Here is an 18,207-nt window from a genome sequence, read left to right on the forward strand (position 1 = left end):
TCTTTCGAGGGTTCCCATCCGGATTACGTTGGTGGGCATGGACATGATCACGCCCGAGCCGCGCCCCGCCTGGATCGCCGGCCGCCCCGAAGCGGGCGCCACCACCCTCGTCGTGCACCACCCGTACGACGGCAGCGAGGTCGCCACGGTCGCCGTGCCCGGGCCGGAGCAGGTCGAGCGCGCCGTCTCGGCCGCGGTGTCGGTCGCCAAGGAGCTGCGCGGCACGCCGGCGCACGTTCGCGCGGGCGCGCTCGACCACGTCTCGCGCGTGCTCGCCGGGCGCGCCGAGGAGATCGCCGAGGTGATCACGGCGGAGAACGGCAAGCCGCTCAAGTGGGCCGAGGCCGAGGTGAAGCGCGCGGTTTCGGTGTTCCGCATCGCCGCCGAGGAGGCCCGCCGGTTCACCGGCGACGTCCAGCGCCTCGACACCGACCCCGCGGGCGAAGCGCGGCTGGCGCTGACCCGCCGCGTCCCGCGCGGGCCGGTGCTCGGCATCGCGCCGTTCAACTTCCCGCTGAACCTGGTGGCGCACAAGGTCGCGCCCGCGCTGGCGATCGGCGCGCCGATCATCGTCAAGCCCGCGCCGCGAACGCCGTTGTCGTCGCTGATCCTCGGCGAGATCCTGGCCGAGACGGACCTGCCGGAGGGCGCGTTTTCGGTGCTGCCGCTGGGGAACGAGGAGACGCAGCAGCTCGTCGCCGACCCGCGGCTGCCCGTCGTGTCGTTCACCGGCTCGGGCCCGGTCGGCTGGTCGCTGAAGGACGCGGCGCCGCGCAAGCACGTCGTGCTCGAACTCGGCGGCAACGCGGCGGCCGTCGTGCTGCGTGACTGGCCGGACCCCGAAGGCGCCGCGCACCGCATCGCGACTTTCGGCAACTACCAAGCCGGGCAGTCCTGCATCGCGGTGCAGCGGGTGATCGTGGACGCCGCGGTGGCCGAAGAGTTCGTGCCCGCGCTGCTGGAAGCCGTCGAATCGCAGCGCACCGGCGACCCCTACGACCGGCACACCGACGTCGGCCCGGTCGTCGACGAAGCCGCCGCCGAACGGATCGTCGCGTGGGTCGACGAAGCCGTCGAGGCGGGTGCGAAGGTGCTCACCGGTGGCACCCGCGACGGCGCCACCGTCGCCCCGACCCTGCTCACCGACGTCCCGCCGGACACCAAGGCCTGGCGCGAGGAGATCTTCGGGCCGGTGCTCGCGGTGTCCGTTGTGGACGGTGTGGACGAGGCTTTCCGGTCGGTCAACGACTCCGCGTACGGCCTGCAGGCCGGCGTCTTCACCACCGACGTCCAGCTGGCGTTCCACGCCTCGGCGGAGCTCGAGGTCGGCGGCGTGATCATCGGCGACGTCCCGTCCTACCGCGCCGACCAGATGCCCTACGGCGGCGTGAAGGGTTCCGGTGTCGGCCGCGAAGGCGTGCTGGCCGCGATGCACGACCTGACCGAGGAGCGCGTGACGGTCTTCACCGGCATCGACCTTTAAGCGACGACGCCCTGCCCGAACCGGAAGACGTTGTCGGGGTCGTACTTCTTGGCGACGTCCTGCAGCCGCTGCGCGTTGTCGCCGTAGTAGGCGGTCTTCCAGTCGGGCAGGGCCGGGTCGATGTAGTTGACGTACCCGCCGCCCGCACCGGCCGCGGCGAGGCCGGCGGCGACCTCCCCCACCGACTGTGCGACCTTCTCCTGCGTCTTCGCCGTCGCGGGCGCGTAGATCTGGACGCTGGCCAGCGCGTCACGGTGCCAGAACGCGGTCGCGTTCTTCGCCGGTTCGCCGACCTTGCCGCCGAGCCCGTCGATGAGCAGGTCGGTGCCGGCGCGGCCGTCGGCGAGCGCGACGACCTTCGCGGCGTCCACCGGGCTCGTGATGATCCGCGACGACGCCACGAACGACTGCCGGTTCGAGCTGCCGGAGAAGTAGTTCATCGCGCCGAGGAAGTCGAGGCTCTTCACGGTGCGCTGGGTCGGCCGCGCGCCGGCGTTGGTGGTCAGGTTGTTGAGCAGGGTGTTCAGCCCGGACGCCCCGCCGACGTAGCAGCCGCCGACGCGGCACTGCACCGGCGAGCCGCCCGAAATCACGCAGTTCGCCCAGAGTTCCGGCGGCATGGCGGCGATCCACTGCTGCCACGCGGCCAGCACGTCGGCCGCGGACCCGGCCGGGAAGTGCAGCGAGAAGACCGTCAGGTCCGGCGCCGGGTCGGTGTCGAAGGTGAACTCGGTGACGATGCCGAAGTTGCCGCCGCCCCCGCCGCGCAGGGCCCAGAACAGGTCCGGCTCGGAGTCCGCGGCCGCCTTGAGCACCCGGCCGTCGGCCATGACGACCTGCGCGGAACTGAGGTGGTCGCAGGTCAGCCCGTACTTGCGGGAGAGCACGCCGATGCCGCCGCCCAGGGTCAGCCCGGCGATCCCGACCGTCGGGCAGGACCCGGCGGGCAGCGCGCGCCCGGCCCGCCCCAGCGCGGCGTAGACGTCCTTGAGCTTCGCGCCCGCGCCGATGACGGCCTGGCTGCCCTGGACGTCGATCTTGTCCAGCCCGGCCACGTCGACGATCACCCCGCCCTCGGGCACCGAGTAGCCGGCGTAGCTGTGCCCGCCGCTGCGCGCGGCGATGCTCGCGCGCCCGGCCACGGCCTTGACGCTGGTCTGGACGTCCTTCGGCGTCGATGCCGTCACCACGGCGACGGGGTTCCGGGTGTCGAAGAGCGGGTTGAACGCGCGCTTGGCGGAGTCGAAGCCGTCGGCGCCCGGACGCAGCAGGTTCCCGCTCAGCTGGCTGCGCAGGTCGTCCCAGTTCGGCGGCCCGGTCGGCAGCCGCGAGGTCGGCGGCCCGGACGTAGTGGGCGGCGGCGCGCTCGACGCGACCGGCGACGGCGTGCCGCCCGGCCCGCACGCGGCGGCGACGGCACCGGCCGCCGACACCCCCGCCACCCGGAGGAACGTCCTTCTGTCCACAAGGGGGTGGACGCGCGGCCGTCCGGCGGGTTGCGCCTGGTCGTGCTCACTGTCCACAGCGGACTCCTCGGGGGCCGGGACGCCCAGTCTAGGTCGGCGGGCGGGCGGCAACACCTCGGCGCCCCACCCGGTACACGTACCGCGGCGGCCCGGCGTTCAGGACCAGGCCGGGATCCGCGGCACGGTGCCGTCCAGCTCCGCGCCGTCGGAGCGCCCGCTGAGCCAGGCCAGCAGCTGCCCGGCGGTGCCGGCGACGGTCGCGCCCGGGGCCGCGCCCATCGTCCACTCGAAACCGTCGGCGACCAGGCGCACCGCGGGCAGGTGCGCGCCGCGGGAAGTGATGGCGTGCTGCACGACGTCGTCGGTGAGCGGGCCGAGCAGCCCGAGCACGCGATCGAGGTCGTAGCCGCGGTCGAGGTCGGCGAGGTGGATGGTCAGCTCGGACAACCGCATCCGCGCGACGACGGTCCCGGTGACCGGCACGCCCTGCCGGTTGCGGGCCTCGCGCGCCCAGGCGTCGTCCGGCATCGCCGCGGCGTACTGCTCGAAGCGCCCGGCGGACGCGACGAAGTCGGCCAGGAGATCCGCGGCCGGGTGCTGCGCGCAGGCTTCGATGTCGGCGTCCCGCGCCTCGGCACTGGGGTACATCGGCGTCTCGACGCCGGTGTCCGCCCAGGTCAGCAGGTTCTTGAGGCCGTCGGCGTTGCGGGCGAGGTGGGCGAGCACGTGCGCCCGCGACCAGCCGGGCAACGCGCTGGGCGCGCGCAGTTCGGGTTCGCCGAGACCACCGATGGCCCTGGCCCATTCGTCGTCGAGCTTGCGAACTCCGTCGAGGAGCGCGTGTGCCTTCTCGGATGCCGTCGTCACGGCGTCGAGTCTAGGAGGATCGGCGCAGCGCGGCGGGTGCTTCCGCGGGGACCGCGGGGTTCTTCGGCGCCACCGGCTCCAGCCGGACATAACCCGCGTCCTGTGCGGGTCGCTGGTCCGCCTCGCCCTTGTTCGGCCAGAACGAGAACGCCCGCTCGGCCTGTGCCGTGATCGTCAGGGACGGGTTCACGCCGAGGTTGGCCGTGATCGCCGCACCGTCGACCACCGACAGGCCCGGGTAGCCGAACACGCGGTGGTACGGGTCGATGACGCCCTCGTCGGCGGTGGCGCCGATCGGGACGCCGCCGATGAAGTGGGCCGTCAGCGGGATGTCGAAGATCTCGCCCCAGGTGCCGCCCGCGATGCCGCCGATGTGGTCGGCCGTGCGCTCGTTGGCCTCGTGGCCGGCCGGGATGAAGCTCGGGTTCGGCTCGCCGTGCCCCTGCTTCGACGTGTACTTGCGGCGGCCGAACAGCCCGCGCCGGGTGTACGTCGTGATCGAGTTGTCGAGGCTCTGCATCACCAGCAGGATCACCGTGCGCTCGGACCAGCGGTAGCCGTTGAGCAGCTTCGCCGTCTGGATCGGGTGCTTGACCATGAAGCTGACGGCCTGCCGCCAGCGCGGCACCGGCGAAGCGCCGTCGGTCGCGATCGTCTGCAGCATGCTCATCGCGTTGCTGCCCTTGCCGTAGCGGACCGGCTCGATGTGGGTGTTCTCGTCCGGGTGGATCGACGACGTGATCGCGACCCCGCGGCTGAAGTTCCGGCTCTCGTCGACGTCGGTCCGGGCGGCACCGATGATGGCCTCGGAGTTCGTCCGGGTCAGCTCGCCGAGCCGGCGGGACAGCTTCGGCAGCGTGCCGGTGTCCTTCAGCTTGTGCAGCAGGTTCTGCGTGCCCCAGGTACCCGCGGCGAAGACGACCTTCTCGGCCGTGATCGTCGTGCGGAACTTCTTCGACGTCGTGCCGGTCTTCTTCAGGTCGACCTCGTACCCGCCCTCGACCGGGCGCACGGACGTCACCGTCGTGAGCGGGATGACCTTCGCGCCGTCCTGCTCGGCGAGGTAGAGGTAGTTCTTGACCAGGGTGTTCTTCGCCCCGACGCGGCAGCCGGTCATGCACGAGCCGCACTCGGTGCAGCCGACGCGCTCGGGGCCGGCGCCGCCGAAGTACGGGTCCTTCGCACGCTCGCCCGGCTTGCCGAAGTACACGCCGACCGGCGTCGGGTGGAACGAATCGGCGACGCCCATGTCCTTCGCGACTTCGCGCATGACGACGTCCGACGGGGTGATCGTCGGGTTCGTGACGACGCCCAGCATCCGGCTCGCCTGGTCGTAGTGCGGCGCGAGCTCGGCTTCCCAGTCGGTGATGTGGGACCACTGCTTGTCGCGGTAGAACGGCTTGAGCGGCCGGTACAGCGTGTTCGCGTAAACCAGCGATCCGCCGCCGACGCCGGCGCCCGCGAGCACCATGACGTCGTTGAGCATGTGGATGCGCTGGATGCCGTAGCAGCCGACCTGCGGCGCCCACAGGTAGCGCTTGAGGTCCCACGACGTCTTCGCGAACTCGTCGTCGGCGAACCTCCGCCCGGCCTCTACGACGGCTACCCGGTAGCCCTTCTCGGTGAGCCGCAGCGCCGCGACGCTGCCGCCGAACCCCGACCCCACCACGACGACGTCGTAGTCGGGGCCACCCGCACTGGTGGTGGTGTTACTGGCAGTCACACCTGGGAGCGTAACCCGGGGTCCACGTTCTGACCAGAGGTAAGTTACTGGCCGGTCACCCTTCTGGACGCTTACAGGAACGCTCTTGGTGGGTACTTATCTAAGTGCTCGATGTCCACGTCGGCGATGCACCGCCGGTCGGGACACGATCCCAGGAGGCACCACGATGAGCCCACGAAAGCTCACCGGTTGGCGCAAGTCGAGCCACAGCCACTTCGAGGAGAACGCCTGCGTCGAGGTCGGCACCGGTCCCGGCGTCGTCGGCGTGCGGGACACCAAGCAGGCGGCGCTGGCCGCCCGCCCGGTGCTCGTCTTCTCCAGGACCGCTTTCGCCGCGTTCCTCGACCACCTCACCGACGGACGGTGAGGCCCACCCTAGCCGCGCTGATTGCCACGTTGAGGTTCGGCAGGAGACCGCGCTGCCTCGCGACCGGCCACCCACATCCGCGGCATCGCGGCGGGCTGCGATGCCGCCCGGCACGCCCGCCCCCACACTGCCGCAAGCGCCGGGAGGGGGCTCACCGACGGACGGTGAGGCCCACCCGCTGGAATTCCTTGAGGTCCGAGTAGCCCGTCTTCGCCATCGCGCGGCGCAGGGCACCGAAGAGGTTCACCACGCCCTCCGCGTCGGACGACGGGCCGAACAGCAGGGTCTTGAGGTCGACCGCGTAGTCCGGGCCCGCCGCCACGCGCGAGCGCGGGAGGGACGGGTGCGCGGCCGCCGCGGTCCAGTACAGGCCCTGGCCGGGCGCGTCCTGTGCGGCGGCCAGCGGGGAGCCGAGCATGACGGCGTCCGCGCCGCACGCGATGGCCTTCGCGATGTCGCCCGAGGTCGTCATGCCGCCGTCCGCGAGGACGTGGACGTAGCGGCCGCCGGTCTCGTCGAGGTAGTCGCGGCGGGCGGCCGCGGCGTCGATGATGGCCGTCGCCATCGGGACGCCGATGCCGAGGACGCGGTCGGTGCTGGTCACGCCCGGCGTGTAGCCGTGGCCGACGATGACGCCGGCGGCGCCGGTGCGCATCAGGTGCATCGCCGTGCGGTAGTCGCTGACGCCGCCGGCGATCACCGGGACGTCGAGGCGGCCGATGAACTCCTTGAGGTTCAGCGGCTCGGCGTCGCGCTGCACGTGCTCGGCGGAGATGATCGTGCCCTGCACGACCAGGATCTCGACGCCGGCCGCGATCAGGTCCGGGGTCAGCTCGGCGGCGTGCTGCGGGCTGACGCGCGCGGCCACCGTGACGCCGGATTCGCGGACCGTCTTGATGGCCTCGCTCAGCAGGTCGAGCCGGATCGGCGCGGCGTGCAGCTCCTGCAGCACGCGGCCGACCGCGGTCGGGTCTTCGAGGTCCTCGGCCGCGCGGACCAGCTGGAAGATGGCGTCCTCGACGTTCGCGTGCCGCGCCCACAGGCCTTCGGCGTTGAGCACGCCGAGCCCGCCCAGCTCGCCGACGGCGACCGCGGTGCCGGGCGAGACGATCGCGTCCGTCGGGTGCGTGACGAGCGGCAGGTCGAAGCGGTAGGCGTCGATCTGCCAGGAGGTGGACACCACCGAAGACGACCGGGTCCGCCGTGACGGCACGATCTCGACGTCGTCGAGGTCATACGCCCGCCGCGCGGTGCGGCCCATCCCGATCTCGACCAGGTCCCGCACGTGAAGCCTCCTCCGACGACGACAATCTGCCGTGCCCCATTGTCGCTAGTCCGCGTGGGTGACCTGCGCACGGGGGTGGCACTACACGCGGACGAAGACCGCGATCGGCGCCAGCGCCGCCCCCAGCGCCAAGGCCAGCCAGGTCGCCACCGGTGGGTAGACGTTGAGCCGCACCGCGCCGAAGTACACCGCGCCCAGCGCGAGCAGGGCCGCGGCGATCAGCAGGACCGGCCGGACGACGCCCGGGCGCAGGTCGACCACGCCGCCGCCCGCGCGGAGGTAGGCGATGCCGCCGTCCGCCGTGGAGACGTCGAGCACGACCGGCTGGCCGGCCGGCAGGTCGAGGCCCGCGTCGACGGCGGTGACGTGGTACTGCCGCCCGCCCGCGACGATCGAGAGCGTGTGGCTGAGCCCGCCCTCCCCGCCGACCGGGAGCGCGCCGCGCTCGTGGGACACCACGAACCCTTCGACGCGGTACGTCGGCGCGTCCCGCCCGGCCAGCACCTGGCACATCAGGCAGACGATGCCGCCGAGGAACAACGACACCAGCGCGACGGCCGTGAAGAACACCGCGCGCAGCACCCGCGTCAAGCGGCCGACCGTCATGCCCCCCAGTGCACACTACGACGGCCACGCAAGGCGATAGGCCGATCACCGTAAGCACTCTATGTCACCATAACTCAGAATGAGACCCGCTCGACGGAGTCCGAACGCAGCACTGACTCCTGCTCGAACTGCTTCCGGTAATCGGCGCGGATCTCCTCGATCTCCCGCTCGGCCGCGCGGTCGGCGAACGGGTACAGCAGCACGATCACGTGGGTGTGCTCCCGCACGATCGCGCCGGACCCGCCCCGCCACTGGCCGCTGCCGTCGAGACGCGTGAAGCCGTCCGGGAACGCCGGGGTGATCTCCCGGTCGGAGAACGCCGCGAACTCCTTGTCGGTCACCTCGGTGCCGTCCGGCTTGCCGGTGCCGAAGAACAGCTCCGTGCGCTTCCAGACCTCCCCCGGCGACTGCGCCTGCGCGAACGCGGGCGCGGCCGGGGTGCCGGCGGCGGACGCCGTGATGCCGCCACCGAGGCCGACGAGCGCTGCCGCCGCGGCCGTCACCAAAGTCCGTCGTGGCATCGCCATGCGTCCCCTCCTCGAATCGCCGCGGCCGAGTGTCCCGGCCGCGGCGGCCGGAGGGGAACGAACGAAAGGGCGGACTAGCGGGTGGTGTAGTTCGGCGCCTCGACCGTCATCGTGATGTCGTGCGGGTGGCTCTCCTTGAGCCCGGCCGCGGTGATCCGCACGAGCTGCGCTTCCTGCAGCTGCGCGATCGTCTGGGCGCCGGCGTAGCCCATGCCCGCGCGCAGGCCGCCGATCAGCTGGTGCACGACGTTCGACAGCGGCCCGCGGAACGGGATCCGGCCTTCGATGCCCTCCGGGACCAGCTTGTCCTCGTTGAGCACGTCGTCCTGGGCGTAGCGGTCCTTCGAGTAGGACTTGGCCTCGCCGCGGGACTGCATCGCGCCCAGCGAGCCCATGCCGCGGTAGACCTTGAACTGCTTGCCGTTGACCAGGATCAGGTCGCCGGGCGACTCGGCGGTGCCGGCCAGCAGGCTGCCCAGCATCACCGTGGACGCGCCGGCCGCGATGGCCTTCGCGATGTCGCCCGAGTACTGGATGCCGCCGTCGCCGATGACCGGGATGCCCGCCGGGCGCGCGGCCTGGTCGGCTTCGTAGATCGCCGAGATCTGCGGCACGCCGACGCCCGCCACGATCCGGGTGGTGCAGATGGAGCCCGGGCCGACGCCGACCTTGATGCCGTCCGCGCCCGCGTCGACCAGCGCCTGCGCGCCCGCCCGCGTCGCGACGTTGCCGCCGACGATGTCGACCGAGTCGCCCAGCTCCTTCTTCAGCAGCGAGACGGTCTCGACCACCGCGCGGGAGTGCCCGTGCGCGGTGTCGACCATCAGCACGTCGACCCCGGCGTCGGCCAGCGCCATCGAGCGCTGGTGCCCGTCCGGGCCGACGCCGACCGCGGCGCCGACGATGAGCCGGCCGTCCGGGTCCTTCGTCGCCTTCGGGTACTGCTCGGTCTTCACGAAGTCCTTGACCGTGATCAGGCCGCGCAGCTTGCCCGCGCCGTCGACGATCGGCAGCTTCTCGATCTTGTGGCGGCGCAGCAGCCCGAGCGCCGCGTCCGCCGAGACGCCGACCTGCGCCGTGACCAGCGGCGGCTTCGTCATCACCTCGGACACCGGGCGGCTGTGGTCGACCTCGAACCGCATGTCGCGGTTGGTGATGATGCCCACCAGCGTCCCGGCCGCGTCGGTGACCGGCACGCCGGAGATGCGGAACTTCGCGCACAGGGCGTCGACCTCGGCCAGCGTCGCGTCCGGCGAACAGGTGACCGGGTCGGTGACCATGCCGGCCTCGGACCGCTTGACAACCTCGACCGCGGCGGCCTGCTCGTCGATCGGCAGGTTGCGCTGCAGGACGCCGATGCCGCCCTGGCGGGCCATCGCGATCGCCATGCGCGCTTCGGTGACGGTGTCCATCGCCGCGGACACCAGGGGGACGCCGAGGGTGATGTTCCGGGTCAGCCGGGAGCTCGTGTCGACGCCGCTGGGAACGACATCCGATTCGGCCGGCAGCAGCAGCACGTCGTCGAAAGTCAGGCCGAGCATGGCGAACTTGGCCGGAACGGGGGCGGTGATGCCGTCGCTGGTCATAGCGGGTGAAGGGCCTTCCTGGCGCGGGATGAGCGGGGTCGCTGTGGCGACTCGGAGCCTTCTCCTCATGATATCCGGGCGCCGCGCCCGCCCCGGGCGGTGGGCGAGCCGTCTCGACCGCCGGGTACCGTGCAGGCCGTGGCGCACGATGTCCTGCCCCCAGACCCGTTCGCGGACGATCCGGACGACCCGGCCCGCGCCTTCGGTGACGACGAGGACCGGCTGGACGAGCCGATCAGCGACTCCGAACGCACCGAACTGCTGGCCGACCTCTCGGATCTCGCCGTCTACCAGGCGCTCCTCGAACCCCGCGGGGTACGCGGGATCGTCGTGGACTGCGGTGAATGCGACGAACCGCACTACCACGACTGGCACCTGCTGCGGGCCAGCCTCGAGCAGCTGCTGGCCGACGGGCGGATGCGCCCGCACGAGCCGGCCTACGACCCGAACCCCGGCGACTACGTCAGCTGGGACTACTGCCGCGGCTTCGCCGACGGCGTGACGGCCAACGAAAGCGCCTACTGAGCGCCTCCGCACCGACGAAAAAAGCCCTGGTGAGTTTGCTCACCAGGGCTTTTTCGTAGCCGTTATTCGCCGCCGACGCTCTGCTGCTCGCCCGCGGTCTCGCTGCGCGGGGTGCCCGGTTCGTTCCCCGTCGCGCCCGTCGTGGTCGGCGGCGGGGTGGGCGTCGGGGTCGGGGTCTCGGTGGTGGGCGGCGGAGGCGTCGGGGTCGGCGTCCCGCTGCCCGGCAGGCTGGTGGTGCCGCTGCCGCTGCCCGGGATGGACGTCGCCGAGCCCGCCGGCGGCACCTGCGTCGACGACGCGCCGGGCGGCACCGTCGGCACCGAGGTCTGGATCGGGCCCTGGACCGGCGCTTCCGGGTTCTGCAGCTGTGCGGCGAGCTGCCGGTGCTGCTCCATCAGCTGGTCGCGGTTGTCCTCGTCGCTGACCTGGGACAGCGCGGCCTGTGCGGCGTCGAGGGCTTCGCGGGCGGCGTCGAGGTTGCCGCCGGCGATGGCCAGGTTCGCCTTCTCGAGGTCGAGCTTCGCGTTCGCGGCGGCCTCGACCGAGCGGGTGTGATCGGAGTACAGGACCTTCGCGAGGCCCCAGAGGGTGTCGCCGGGTTCCGCGGAGCGCGCGGCCAGCCCGGTCCCGGTGAACGCGATCGCCAGCACGGCGGCGGCGACGGCGATGGGGACGAGCAGCCTGCGGCGGCGTCCGCTCGAGGCGTGCCGCTTCGCGAGAGCGGCGGTGCTGACGGTGCGCACGGCGGTGTCGACGTCGACGAGCTCGGCCAGCGGCTCGCTGTCGATGTCTCTTCGCCACGCGACCAGCAACGCGTTCAGCTCCTGGTCGCCGAGGCCGTCGGCCAGCGCCGGGTCGGACCCTCCGAGCGCGTCGAGCAGCGCGTCATCGGCTTGCACGGCTGACAGGTCGGCGGCGAATTCCGCCTCCGAAGCCGTCAGGCCACTGCCGAAGACGTCGTCCGGCTCGAAACCTCTCTCGTGACCGGTCACTCAGATCACCTCCTCCGCGGCCAGGACCTTTCTCAGCCGCGCGAGGGCGCGGTGCTGGGCGACGCGGACGGCACCGGGGGTGGAGCCGACCGCGTCCGCGGTCTCCTCCGCCGACAGGCCGACAACCACGCGAAGCACCACGATCTCCCGCTGCTTGTCCGGCAGCACCTGCAACAACTGGGACATCCGCTCGTTCAGCTCACCTTGCAGCGCGCGCTGCTCGGGGCCGACCCCACCTTCGATCTCGTCGGGTATCTCGGCCACCGGCTCGGCTCGGTTGCGCGCCGCCGCGCGGTGCGCGTCGGCCACCTTGTGCTGGGCGATCCCGTAGACGAAGGCCAGGAACGGGCGGCCTTGATCGCGGTACGAGGGCAATGCCGTGAGCACCGCGAGACACACCTCCTGCGCAACGTCGTCCGCCGAAGCGAACGATCGCTCCTGCCTGCCAACCCGAGCGCGGCAATACCGCACTACCAGTGGACGGATAGCAGCCAGCAGCCGCTCCACTGCCTGGGGATCTCCCTCGACAGCAGCGGCGACCGGTTCATCCAGTCCATCCCCCACATTGGCCATCGCAGACAACAGTCCCAGTGTTACGCGTAGGTGTGCAAAGAACCCGGCTCGTGGTCGCCTCCACCTCGAACCGGTGACCGCTACCGTACCTTCGGTCCGCTCCGGGCCGACGCGCGCGGTGTTCCCGGGCGCGGCGTGACTCCCGGAGCCGCGAAAATACGGATTTTCCTGCAAACCCGCGGCCTTGGTCGACGATTCAACGAGCGAACCGGGTCACGGGTACGAGATCCGTCGGAGGGACGGGTGCCGCGGCGGCGAACCGTCGCGGGGGCTGCCTCATCGGGCGCCGGAGTGTGATGGGGACCACACAGGTACGGGCCAGGGCGGTGCGCCCTGGCCCGTCGTCACCTGTATTCCGGCCGTGTCAGGATCGAGGAGAACTGCCGCGGGGACGGGGTCAGCTGACCAGGCCGCGGCGGAAGCCGTGAGCCACGGCCTGCGCGCGGTCGCGCACGCCGAGCTTCCGGAACAGCCGCCGGGCGTGGGTCTTCACCGTGTCCTCGGACAGGTAGAGCTCGCGGCCGATCTGGCCGTTGCTCTTGCCCTGGCTCATCCCGCGGAGCACCTGGAGCTCGCGCTCGGTCAGCTGGACGCCCGGGTCGGACGGCTGACGGGGCGCGGGCACCGAAGTGCTCGCGAGGGTGTGCGCGAGGGCGGCGACCAGCTCCGGCCGGGACGCGTCCCAGCGGAGGTAGCCGCGCGCACCGCCGGCGATCGCGGCGGCGATGCTGCCCGCGTCGTCCGGGGCGCCGAAGACGATGACGTTCGCCTGGGGGTTGGCCGAGACGAGCCGCCGGGTGGCTTCGACACCTGTCGGAACCGCGCGCTGCGTTCCGACCAGCACGACGTCGACGGGCTGACGGGAGTACCGGGCCAGCAGCTCGTCACCGTGCGCTACGCAGTCGATGCGACTGACCCCAGGGACCGCGGACATCACTCGGGTGAGCCCTTCACGGACACTGCGTCGGTCATCGCAGATCAAGACCGTCGTCACGGGGTTTCCTTCCTGCAGCCGGGTGACATTCCTCTTCCCCTATCGGACGCTTTAGCCCGAACCTTGACACGATCCGGTGGCTTTTTTTGAAGTTTCTTAGCCCGGATGCCGGAACACCCCATTCCGACGGCTCAACCACCCGGGTCGGGCACCCATGGCGATTCCCCCGCGATCCTCCTCCCGCAAGGATCTGCGCTTCGTAACACTGCGTGCAACACCTGGGCGACTCTGAATCGATACTCCTCGGCGTGTCCTGGGCGCAGGTCGGCCGCGACGAGGGCGGCGGGCCACAAAAGTGAAAGCAGTTCGCATTCCTCCGCGGTCGCCATCGCATTTCCGACAAGACCGTCCGAAATCTCCCGGTGATCGGGACGCCCGGCCGCCCGCACGGCGACTGCCAGCACAATCCCGGATTTCACCGCGTGCCGCCGCGCACCCCGCGCGAGCGCCGTTTCGAATGCGCGCTCGGCATGTGGGACGGCGTCAGCGCCCTGACCTGCGGCGAGCTCGATCTCGGCCCCCACCCAGCCCCCGCGGACGCAGGCCCGCCACCCGGCGTGCTGCTCGGCGGCCCGCGCGGCGAGCCGCCGGGCGGCCTTCTGCCGGCCCAGGGCGAGGTTGTCGGCGGCGAGGCCGAGGAGCGCGTCGGCCCGGGCGCCGGCGGCGTCGAGGCCGTCGGGGTCCGGGGCGGAGTCGAGGGTGGCGGCTTTGGCGAAGGCCTCGCCGTCGAGGGCGCGGGCCTGGCGGTGGCCGCCCAGCTGCCGCCGGTGAGAGGCGAGGGTGGCGGCGGCGAGGGCGGCGGTGAGGGGGTCGCGGTCTGCCCGGAGGCGGTCGAGGAGGGTCGCGGCGGCCGCGTAGCGGCCCTGGGCGCCGAGCACGATCGCGGCGAGCAGCCGCTCCCTTGGGCTGCCGCCGCTGCCGCGCAGGACGGCGGGATCGGGCAGCGGGTCACTCCCGAACGCGGCGGCCCTCAGGGCGGGTTCGTGCACCCGTCCTTTCTAGCGGTTCCCACCGACAGAAACATGATCGAACTGCCGCCGGCCGCCCCGGACCGGAGGACTCCCCCTGCCGGTGACGACAGCTCCGCCAAGGTCGCCGGCAACACCGGCCCGAAAACGTCATGAACGGGTCGTTCACCGCACCCGACGTCAGGGCTCCGGCAAAGTCGCGTCGGTGCAGCCCGCAGCGGTGCACCAGCGTCTTGAATGACTCATTCAGGACCTCCGAAGACCTGAATGAGTCATTCAGGACGTCGGGCGAGCGGGGCACCGACGGCGGAGCGGCCCGGCCGCGTGACTTTGCCGGGACCCCGGCCGTGATGTCGTGAACGACTCGTTCAGGTCGTCTGGTGAGGTGAACGACCCGTTCATGACGTCCCCGCGACGCCGAGCAGACCGCGCGACCGCGAGCCGAGTCCCCGCGCACCAGCCCGGCCGCCACCCGGGCGGCGAACAGGCCGAGGGCACAGCTAGTGGCGCCCGCCCACCAGGACGTGCTCGATGCGGTCCGCCGCGCCCGGCAGGTCGGCCAGCAGCTCCACCTTGTCCGGCAGCGCCGCCGGGTCCCACCCCGGGCCGCACGCGAACAGCCGGATCCGCTGCCGTCCCCGTGAGACCCGCGCGAACAGCCGCGTGTCCGCGACGCCGCGCCGGTTCGCCCACAGGACCACCGCGGCCGGCGCGCTCCGCCGCACCGCCACCGCCAGGACCTCCGCCGGCAGCGGGACGCCGAAGAGCTGGGCGCCGATCCGCCGTCCGGCCAGCGACGCCGCCAGCGCGTACATCGGCATGCTGTCGCGTTCCTCCGGGACGCAGCCGAGCAGCACCGGGCGGGTGTTGCGGGGCTCGTCCAGCACCGGGGTCGCGCGCACCAGGGCCGCGAACACGCACTCCGCGAGCAGGTACTCGACCTCCGCCCCCGCGCTCACCCCGCGCCAGCGGGCGCCCAGCGCCGACAGCACCGGCTCGAGCACGCCGGTCCACGCGGGGAGCACGCCGAGTTCGGTGATCGTGTCCGCGAGCATGCGCTGAACCGCGCCGACGTCCATCGCCAGCGCCGCCGTGCTCAGCCGGCGGGCGAGCCGGGAGCGGATCTCCGAACCGTCGTCGGCCACCGCCGCGCCGGCGGGTTCCGCGGGCTCCTCCGGCTGCGGCGGCCCGGAGCGCGGCATCTGCTCGAGGGCGTACTTCGCGGCTTCGGCCGTCGAAGCGCCGCTGAGGAGCGCTCGCTGCATCAGTTCGAGCCGGCCGATGTCGGAGCTGCCGTAGCGGCGGTGGCGGCCGTCCGTGTGGCGGCTGGGGCCCAGCCCGTAGCGGCGGTCCCAGGTTCGGAGGGTGGACGGGGCGACCCCGAGCCGGCGGGCGACGGAGGCCACCGGCAGGGTGGGTTCTTCGGTGCCCGACCCAGCTCCCACGAGCCTCAATATCCAGGCACTCAGCGGAGTCGGCAACCGGAGGCGAAATGCCTGCTCACACATCCGGGGGATGCCTAACGGCTGAATCAGGCCGGATCGCTTGAACAACTATTGGCGCGCTTCTAACGTTACCGCCGTTGCACCGAATGGAGTATCGGCACCACAGCAGAGCAGCTAGCGGCATCGACCGATTGACGGAGGCGGTCAGGATGGCAGACACGCGCAGGCTCCCAGGACCCAACGCCGACATGTGGGACTGGCAGCTCGAAGGGTCGTGCCGGGGGATGGACAGCGCGTCCTTCTTTCACCCGGACGGCGAGCGCGGCCCGGCGCGGGCACGGCGGGAGGCCAGGGCGAAGGCGGTCTGCCTGAGCTGCCCCGTCCTGGAGATGTGCCGCAGCCACGCGCTGGCGGTGCACGAGCCCTACGGCATCTGGGGCGGGCTCTCGGAGTCCGAACGCGAGCACCTCATCAAGTCCGACAAACGCGCGCTCAGCATGTCCGGCGGCTGAGCGCCCCACAGACATCGGAGGGCGGCACCGGGTGGGGTGCCGCCCTCCGTGCTTTCCGGAGTGCTTCCGGACAGCGGAACGGGGCGGCACCCCAGCAGGAGTGCCGCCCCGTTCCGTCGAACTCAGTGCGAGTGGCCGTGGCCCGCCGCGGCGGGCTCTTCCTCGGCCGGCTTCTCGACGATCGACGACTCCGTCGTCAGCACGAGACGCGCGATCGAGGCGGCGTTCGCCACCGCGGACCGGGTCACCTTGACCGGGTCGACGATGCCGGCGGCCAGCAGGTCGGTCAGCTCGCCGGTGGCGGCGTTGAAGCCGTGGCCCCAGCTCTGCTCCCGGACCTTGTTGACGATGACCGCGCCCTCGTGGCCCGCGTTGGTCGCGATCCAGAACAGCGGGGCGGACAGCGCGTCGCGCACGATGCGGACACCGGTCGCTTCGTCGCCCTCGAGGCCGAGGCCGCCCTCGAGCTCCTTGACCGCGTGCACCAGCGCCGAACCACCGCCGGGCAGGATGCCCTCCTCGACGGCAGCCTTGGTCGAAGCCACGGCGTCCTCGATGCGGTGCTTGCGCTCGTTCAGCTCGGTCTCGGTGGCCGCGCCGACCTTGATGACCGCGACGCCGCCGCCGAGCTTCGCGAGCCGCTCCTGCAGCTTCTCGCGGTCCCAGTCGGAGTCGGTCGTCTCGATCTCCTTGCGGATCTGCGCGACCCGCCCGGCGATGGCGTCCTTGGTGCCGTCACCGTCGACGATCGTGGTGTCGTCCTTGGTGACGACGATCCGGCGGGCCTTGCCCAGCGCGCCGAGGTCGACGTCGGCCAGCTTGCGGCCGATCTCCGCGGAGATGACCTCGCCGCCGGTGACGACCGCGAGGTCGTCCAGGAACGCCTTGCGGCGGTCACCGAAGAACGGCGCCTTGACCGCGACGGCGGTGATCGTCTTGCGCAGCGAGTTCACCACGAGGGTGGACAGCGCTTCGCCGTCGACGTCCTCGGCGATGATGAGCAGCGGCTTCTTGGCCTCGACGACCTTCTCCAGCACCGGCAGCAGGTCGGCCAGCGCCGAGACCTTCTCGCGGACGAGCAGGATGTAGGCGTCCTCGAGGATCGCCTTCTGCTCCTCCGGGTTGGTCGCGAAGTGCGCCGAGAGGAAGCCCTTGTCGAACTGGACGCCCTCGGTGATCACCAGCTCGGTCGCCAGGGTCGACGACTCCTCGATGGTGATGACGCCGTCCTCGCCGACCTTCTCGACGGCTTCGCCGAGCAGGGCGCCGATGTTGGCGTCACGGGAGGTGACCGTGCCGACCTGGGCGATGTTCTCGCGGCCCTTGACCGGGGTGGCCTTGGCCTTGAGGACCTCGATGACCTTCTCCGCGGCGGCTTCGATGCCACGGCCGATCGAGGTCGGGTTGGCGCCGGCCGCGACGTTGCGCAGGCCGACCTTCACCAGCGACTGCGCCAGCACGGTCGCGGTCGTGGTGCCGTCGCCGGCGACGTCGTTGGTCTTGGTGGCGACGCTCTTGGCGAGCTGCGCGCCGAGGTTCTCGAACGGGTCGTCGAGCTCGATCTCACGGGCGACGGTCACGCCGTCGAGGGTGATGGTCGGGCCGCCGAACTTCTTGTCGAGCACGACGTGGCGACCGCGCGGGCCGAGGGTGACCTTGACCGCGTCGGCGAGCTTGTTCACCCCGCGCTCCAGCGCGCGACGAGCGTCCTCGTCGAAACTGATCTGCTTGGGCATAGCGTGTTCCGCTGACCTTTCGGTATGTCGTGAACGCAAGAACGCCCCGCTCCCCGGCGTTGTGCGGGGCCCGGGGCGTCATGCGCTGCGAGCGGACGTCAGTTGATGACGGCCAGCACGTCGCGGGCGGACAGGATGAGGTAGTCCTCACCGTTGTACTTGACCTCGGTGCCGCCGTACTTCGAGTAGATGACGACGTCGCCGACGTTCACGTCCAGCGGGACGCGGTTGCCCTTGTCGTCGATCCGGCCCGGGCCCACGGCCAGAACCTTGCCCTCCTGGGGCTTCTCCTTGGCGGTGTCGGGGATGACGAGGCCGGAAGCGGTCGTCTCCTCGGCCTCGCTCGTCTGGACAACGATCTTGTCCTCGAGCGGCTTGATGTTCACGCTCACCGGGTTGACCTCCACGGTCGTCGAAAGCGTTGGCAGGATGTGGTTACGGCTCTACCACCCCCGCCGTCGCGGGTGCCGGGGCTGTCGGGCCGTGCGATTAGCACTCTAGCCACGTGAGTGCCAGCTTCGCAAGGAGGGTCCACCCGGCGTGCCGAAACGC

Annotated in this window: 18 protein-coding genes; 4 read left to right on the forward strand and 14 right to left on the reverse strand. The window is 71.7% G+C overall.

Annotated features, from left to right (window positions below; genetic code table 11):
• Positions 1-37 precede the first annotated feature (37 nt).
• The gene (locus H4696_RS29810) at positions 38-1,483 is read left to right on the forward strand and encodes an aldehyde dehydrogenase family protein (protein WP_086856217.1); all 1,446 of its coding nucleotides are present in this window, start codon (positions 38-40) and stop codon (positions 1,481-1,483) included.
• Here H4696_RS29810 and H4696_RS29815 read toward each other — a convergent pair.
• The 3 genes from H4696_RS29815 to H4696_RS29825 all read right to left on the reverse strand — a co-directional run bounded on the left by H4696_RS29815 (position 1,480) and on the right by H4696_RS29825 (position 5,539).
• On the reverse strand, positions 1,480-3,006 hold the full coding sequence (locus tag H4696_RS29815; protein ID WP_249026828.1) for an FAD-binding oxidoreductase: 1,527 nt from the start codon (positions 3,004-3,006) through the stop codon (positions 1,480-1,482). The two genes, H4696_RS29810 and H4696_RS29815, sit on opposite strands and share 4 nt — an antisense overlap.
• 99 nt (positions 3,007-3,105) lie before the next feature.
• Entirely contained in the window at positions 3,106-3,816 is a 711-nt protein-coding gene (locus H4696_RS29820) for a maleylpyruvate isomerase family mycothiol-dependent enzyme (RefSeq protein WP_249026829.1), read from the reverse strand.
• Positions 3,817-3,826: 10 nt separating this feature from the next.
• Complete coding sequence (locus H4696_RS29825; RefSeq protein WP_086856220.1) at positions 3,827-5,539, reverse strand: GMC family oxidoreductase; 1,713 nt, start codon at positions 5,537-5,539, stop codon at positions 3,827-3,829.
• A 166-nt stretch (positions 5,540-5,705) separates the two neighbouring features.
• On the opposite strand from H4696_RS29825, the gene H4696_RS29830 reads away from it, so the two are divergent.
• A complete protein-coding gene (locus H4696_RS29830; protein ID WP_086856221.1) occupies positions 5,706-5,906 on the forward strand; it encodes a DUF397 domain-containing protein in 201 nt (66 codons plus the stop codon).
• Between the two features lie 151 nt (positions 5,907-6,057).
• Here the strand turns inward: H4696_RS29830 and H4696_RS29835 are convergent, their stop codons facing one another.
• The 4 genes from H4696_RS29835 to guaB all read right to left on the reverse strand — a co-directional run bounded on the left by H4696_RS29835 (position 6,058) and on the right by guaB (position 9,910).
• Positions 6,058-7,191, reverse strand: coding sequence for a GuaB3 family IMP dehydrogenase-related protein (locus H4696_RS29835; protein ID WP_086856222.1), 1,134 nt, complete (start codon positions 7,189-7,191; stop codon positions 6,058-6,060).
• Between the two features lie 81 nt (positions 7,192-7,272).
• Complete coding sequence (locus H4696_RS29840) at positions 7,273-7,797, reverse strand: hypothetical protein (RefSeq protein WP_086856223.1); 525 nt, start codon at positions 7,795-7,797, stop codon at positions 7,273-7,275.
• 74 nt (positions 7,798-7,871) lie between these two features.
• Positions 7,872-8,324 carry a DUF3574 domain-containing protein gene (locus H4696_RS29845; protein WP_169734804.1) on the reverse strand — a complete coding sequence of 151 codons (453 nt, stop codon included), beginning with the start codon at positions 8,322-8,324 and terminating at the stop codon, positions 7,872-7,874.
• A 74-nt stretch (positions 8,325-8,398) separates the two neighbouring features.
• Entirely contained in the window at positions 8,399-9,910 is a 1,512-nt protein-coding gene (gene guaB, locus H4696_RS29850; protein ID WP_192782615.1) for an IMP dehydrogenase, read from the reverse strand.
• A gap of 129 nt (positions 9,911-10,039) precedes the next feature.
• On the opposite strand from guaB, the gene H4696_RS29855 reads away from it, so the two are divergent.
• Positions 10,040-10,435, forward strand: coding sequence for a DUF5319 domain-containing protein (locus tag H4696_RS29855; protein ID WP_086856224.1), 396 nt, complete (start codon positions 10,040-10,042; stop codon positions 10,433-10,435).
• A gap of 62 nt (positions 10,436-10,497) precedes the next feature.
• Here the strand turns inward: H4696_RS29855 and H4696_RS29860 are convergent, their stop codons facing one another.
• The 5 genes from H4696_RS29860 to H4696_RS29880 all read right to left on the reverse strand — a co-directional run bounded on the left by H4696_RS29860 (position 10,498) and on the right by H4696_RS29880 (position 15,407).
• Positions 10,498-11,427: an anti-sigma-D factor RsdA gene (locus H4696_RS29860; protein ID WP_192782616.1), complete on the reverse strand. Its 930-nt coding sequence runs from the start codon at positions 11,425-11,427 to the stop codon at positions 10,498-10,500.
• A complete protein-coding gene (locus tag H4696_RS29865; RefSeq protein ID WP_072474704.1) occupies positions 11,428-12,000 on the reverse strand; it encodes a sigma-70 family RNA polymerase sigma factor in 573 nt (190 codons plus the stop codon).
• A 397-nt stretch (positions 12,001-12,397) separates the two neighbouring features.
• Complete coding sequence (locus H4696_RS29870) at positions 12,398-12,994, reverse strand: response regulator transcription factor (protein ID WP_003073605.1); 597 nt, start codon at positions 12,992-12,994, stop codon at positions 12,398-12,400.
• A 131-nt stretch (positions 12,995-13,125) separates the two neighbouring features.
• The gene (locus H4696_RS29875; RefSeq protein ID WP_192782617.1) at positions 13,126-13,983 is read right to left on the reverse strand and encodes a hypothetical protein; all 858 of its coding nucleotides are present in this window, start codon (positions 13,981-13,983) and stop codon (positions 13,126-13,128) included.
• Positions 13,984-14,462: 479 nt separating this feature from the next.
• Positions 14,463-15,407, reverse strand: a complete 945-nt coding sequence (locus tag H4696_RS29880; RefSeq protein ID WP_338078706.1) for a MerR family transcriptional regulator — start codon at positions 15,405-15,407, stop codon at positions 14,463-14,465.
• 209 nt (positions 15,408-15,616) lie between these two features.
• Here H4696_RS29880 and H4696_RS29885 point away from each other — a divergent pair, with 209 nt between their 5' ends.
• Entirely contained in the window at positions 15,617-15,919 is a 303-nt protein-coding gene (locus H4696_RS29885; RefSeq protein ID WP_043792619.1) for a WhiB family transcriptional regulator, read from the forward strand.
• A 122-nt stretch (positions 15,920-16,041) separates the two neighbouring features.
• On the opposite strand, the gene groL is transcribed toward H4696_RS29885, so the two are convergent.
• Positions 16,042-17,655: a chaperonin GroEL gene (groL, locus tag H4696_RS29890; RefSeq protein ID WP_086857308.1), complete on the reverse strand. Its 1,614-nt coding sequence runs from the start codon at positions 17,653-17,655 to the stop codon at positions 16,042-16,044.
• 98 nt (positions 17,656-17,753) lie between these two features.
• A complete protein-coding gene (gene groES, locus H4696_RS29895; RefSeq protein ID WP_004559922.1) occupies positions 17,754-18,047 on the reverse strand; it encodes a co-chaperone GroES in 294 nt (97 codons plus the stop codon).
• Positions 18,048-18,207: the final 160 nt, after the last annotated feature.

The organism is Amycolatopsis lexingtonensis (assembly GCF_014873755.1).
Lineage (GTDB): Bacteria > Actinomycetota > Actinomycetes > Mycobacteriales > Pseudonocardiaceae > Amycolatopsis > Amycolatopsis lexingtonensis.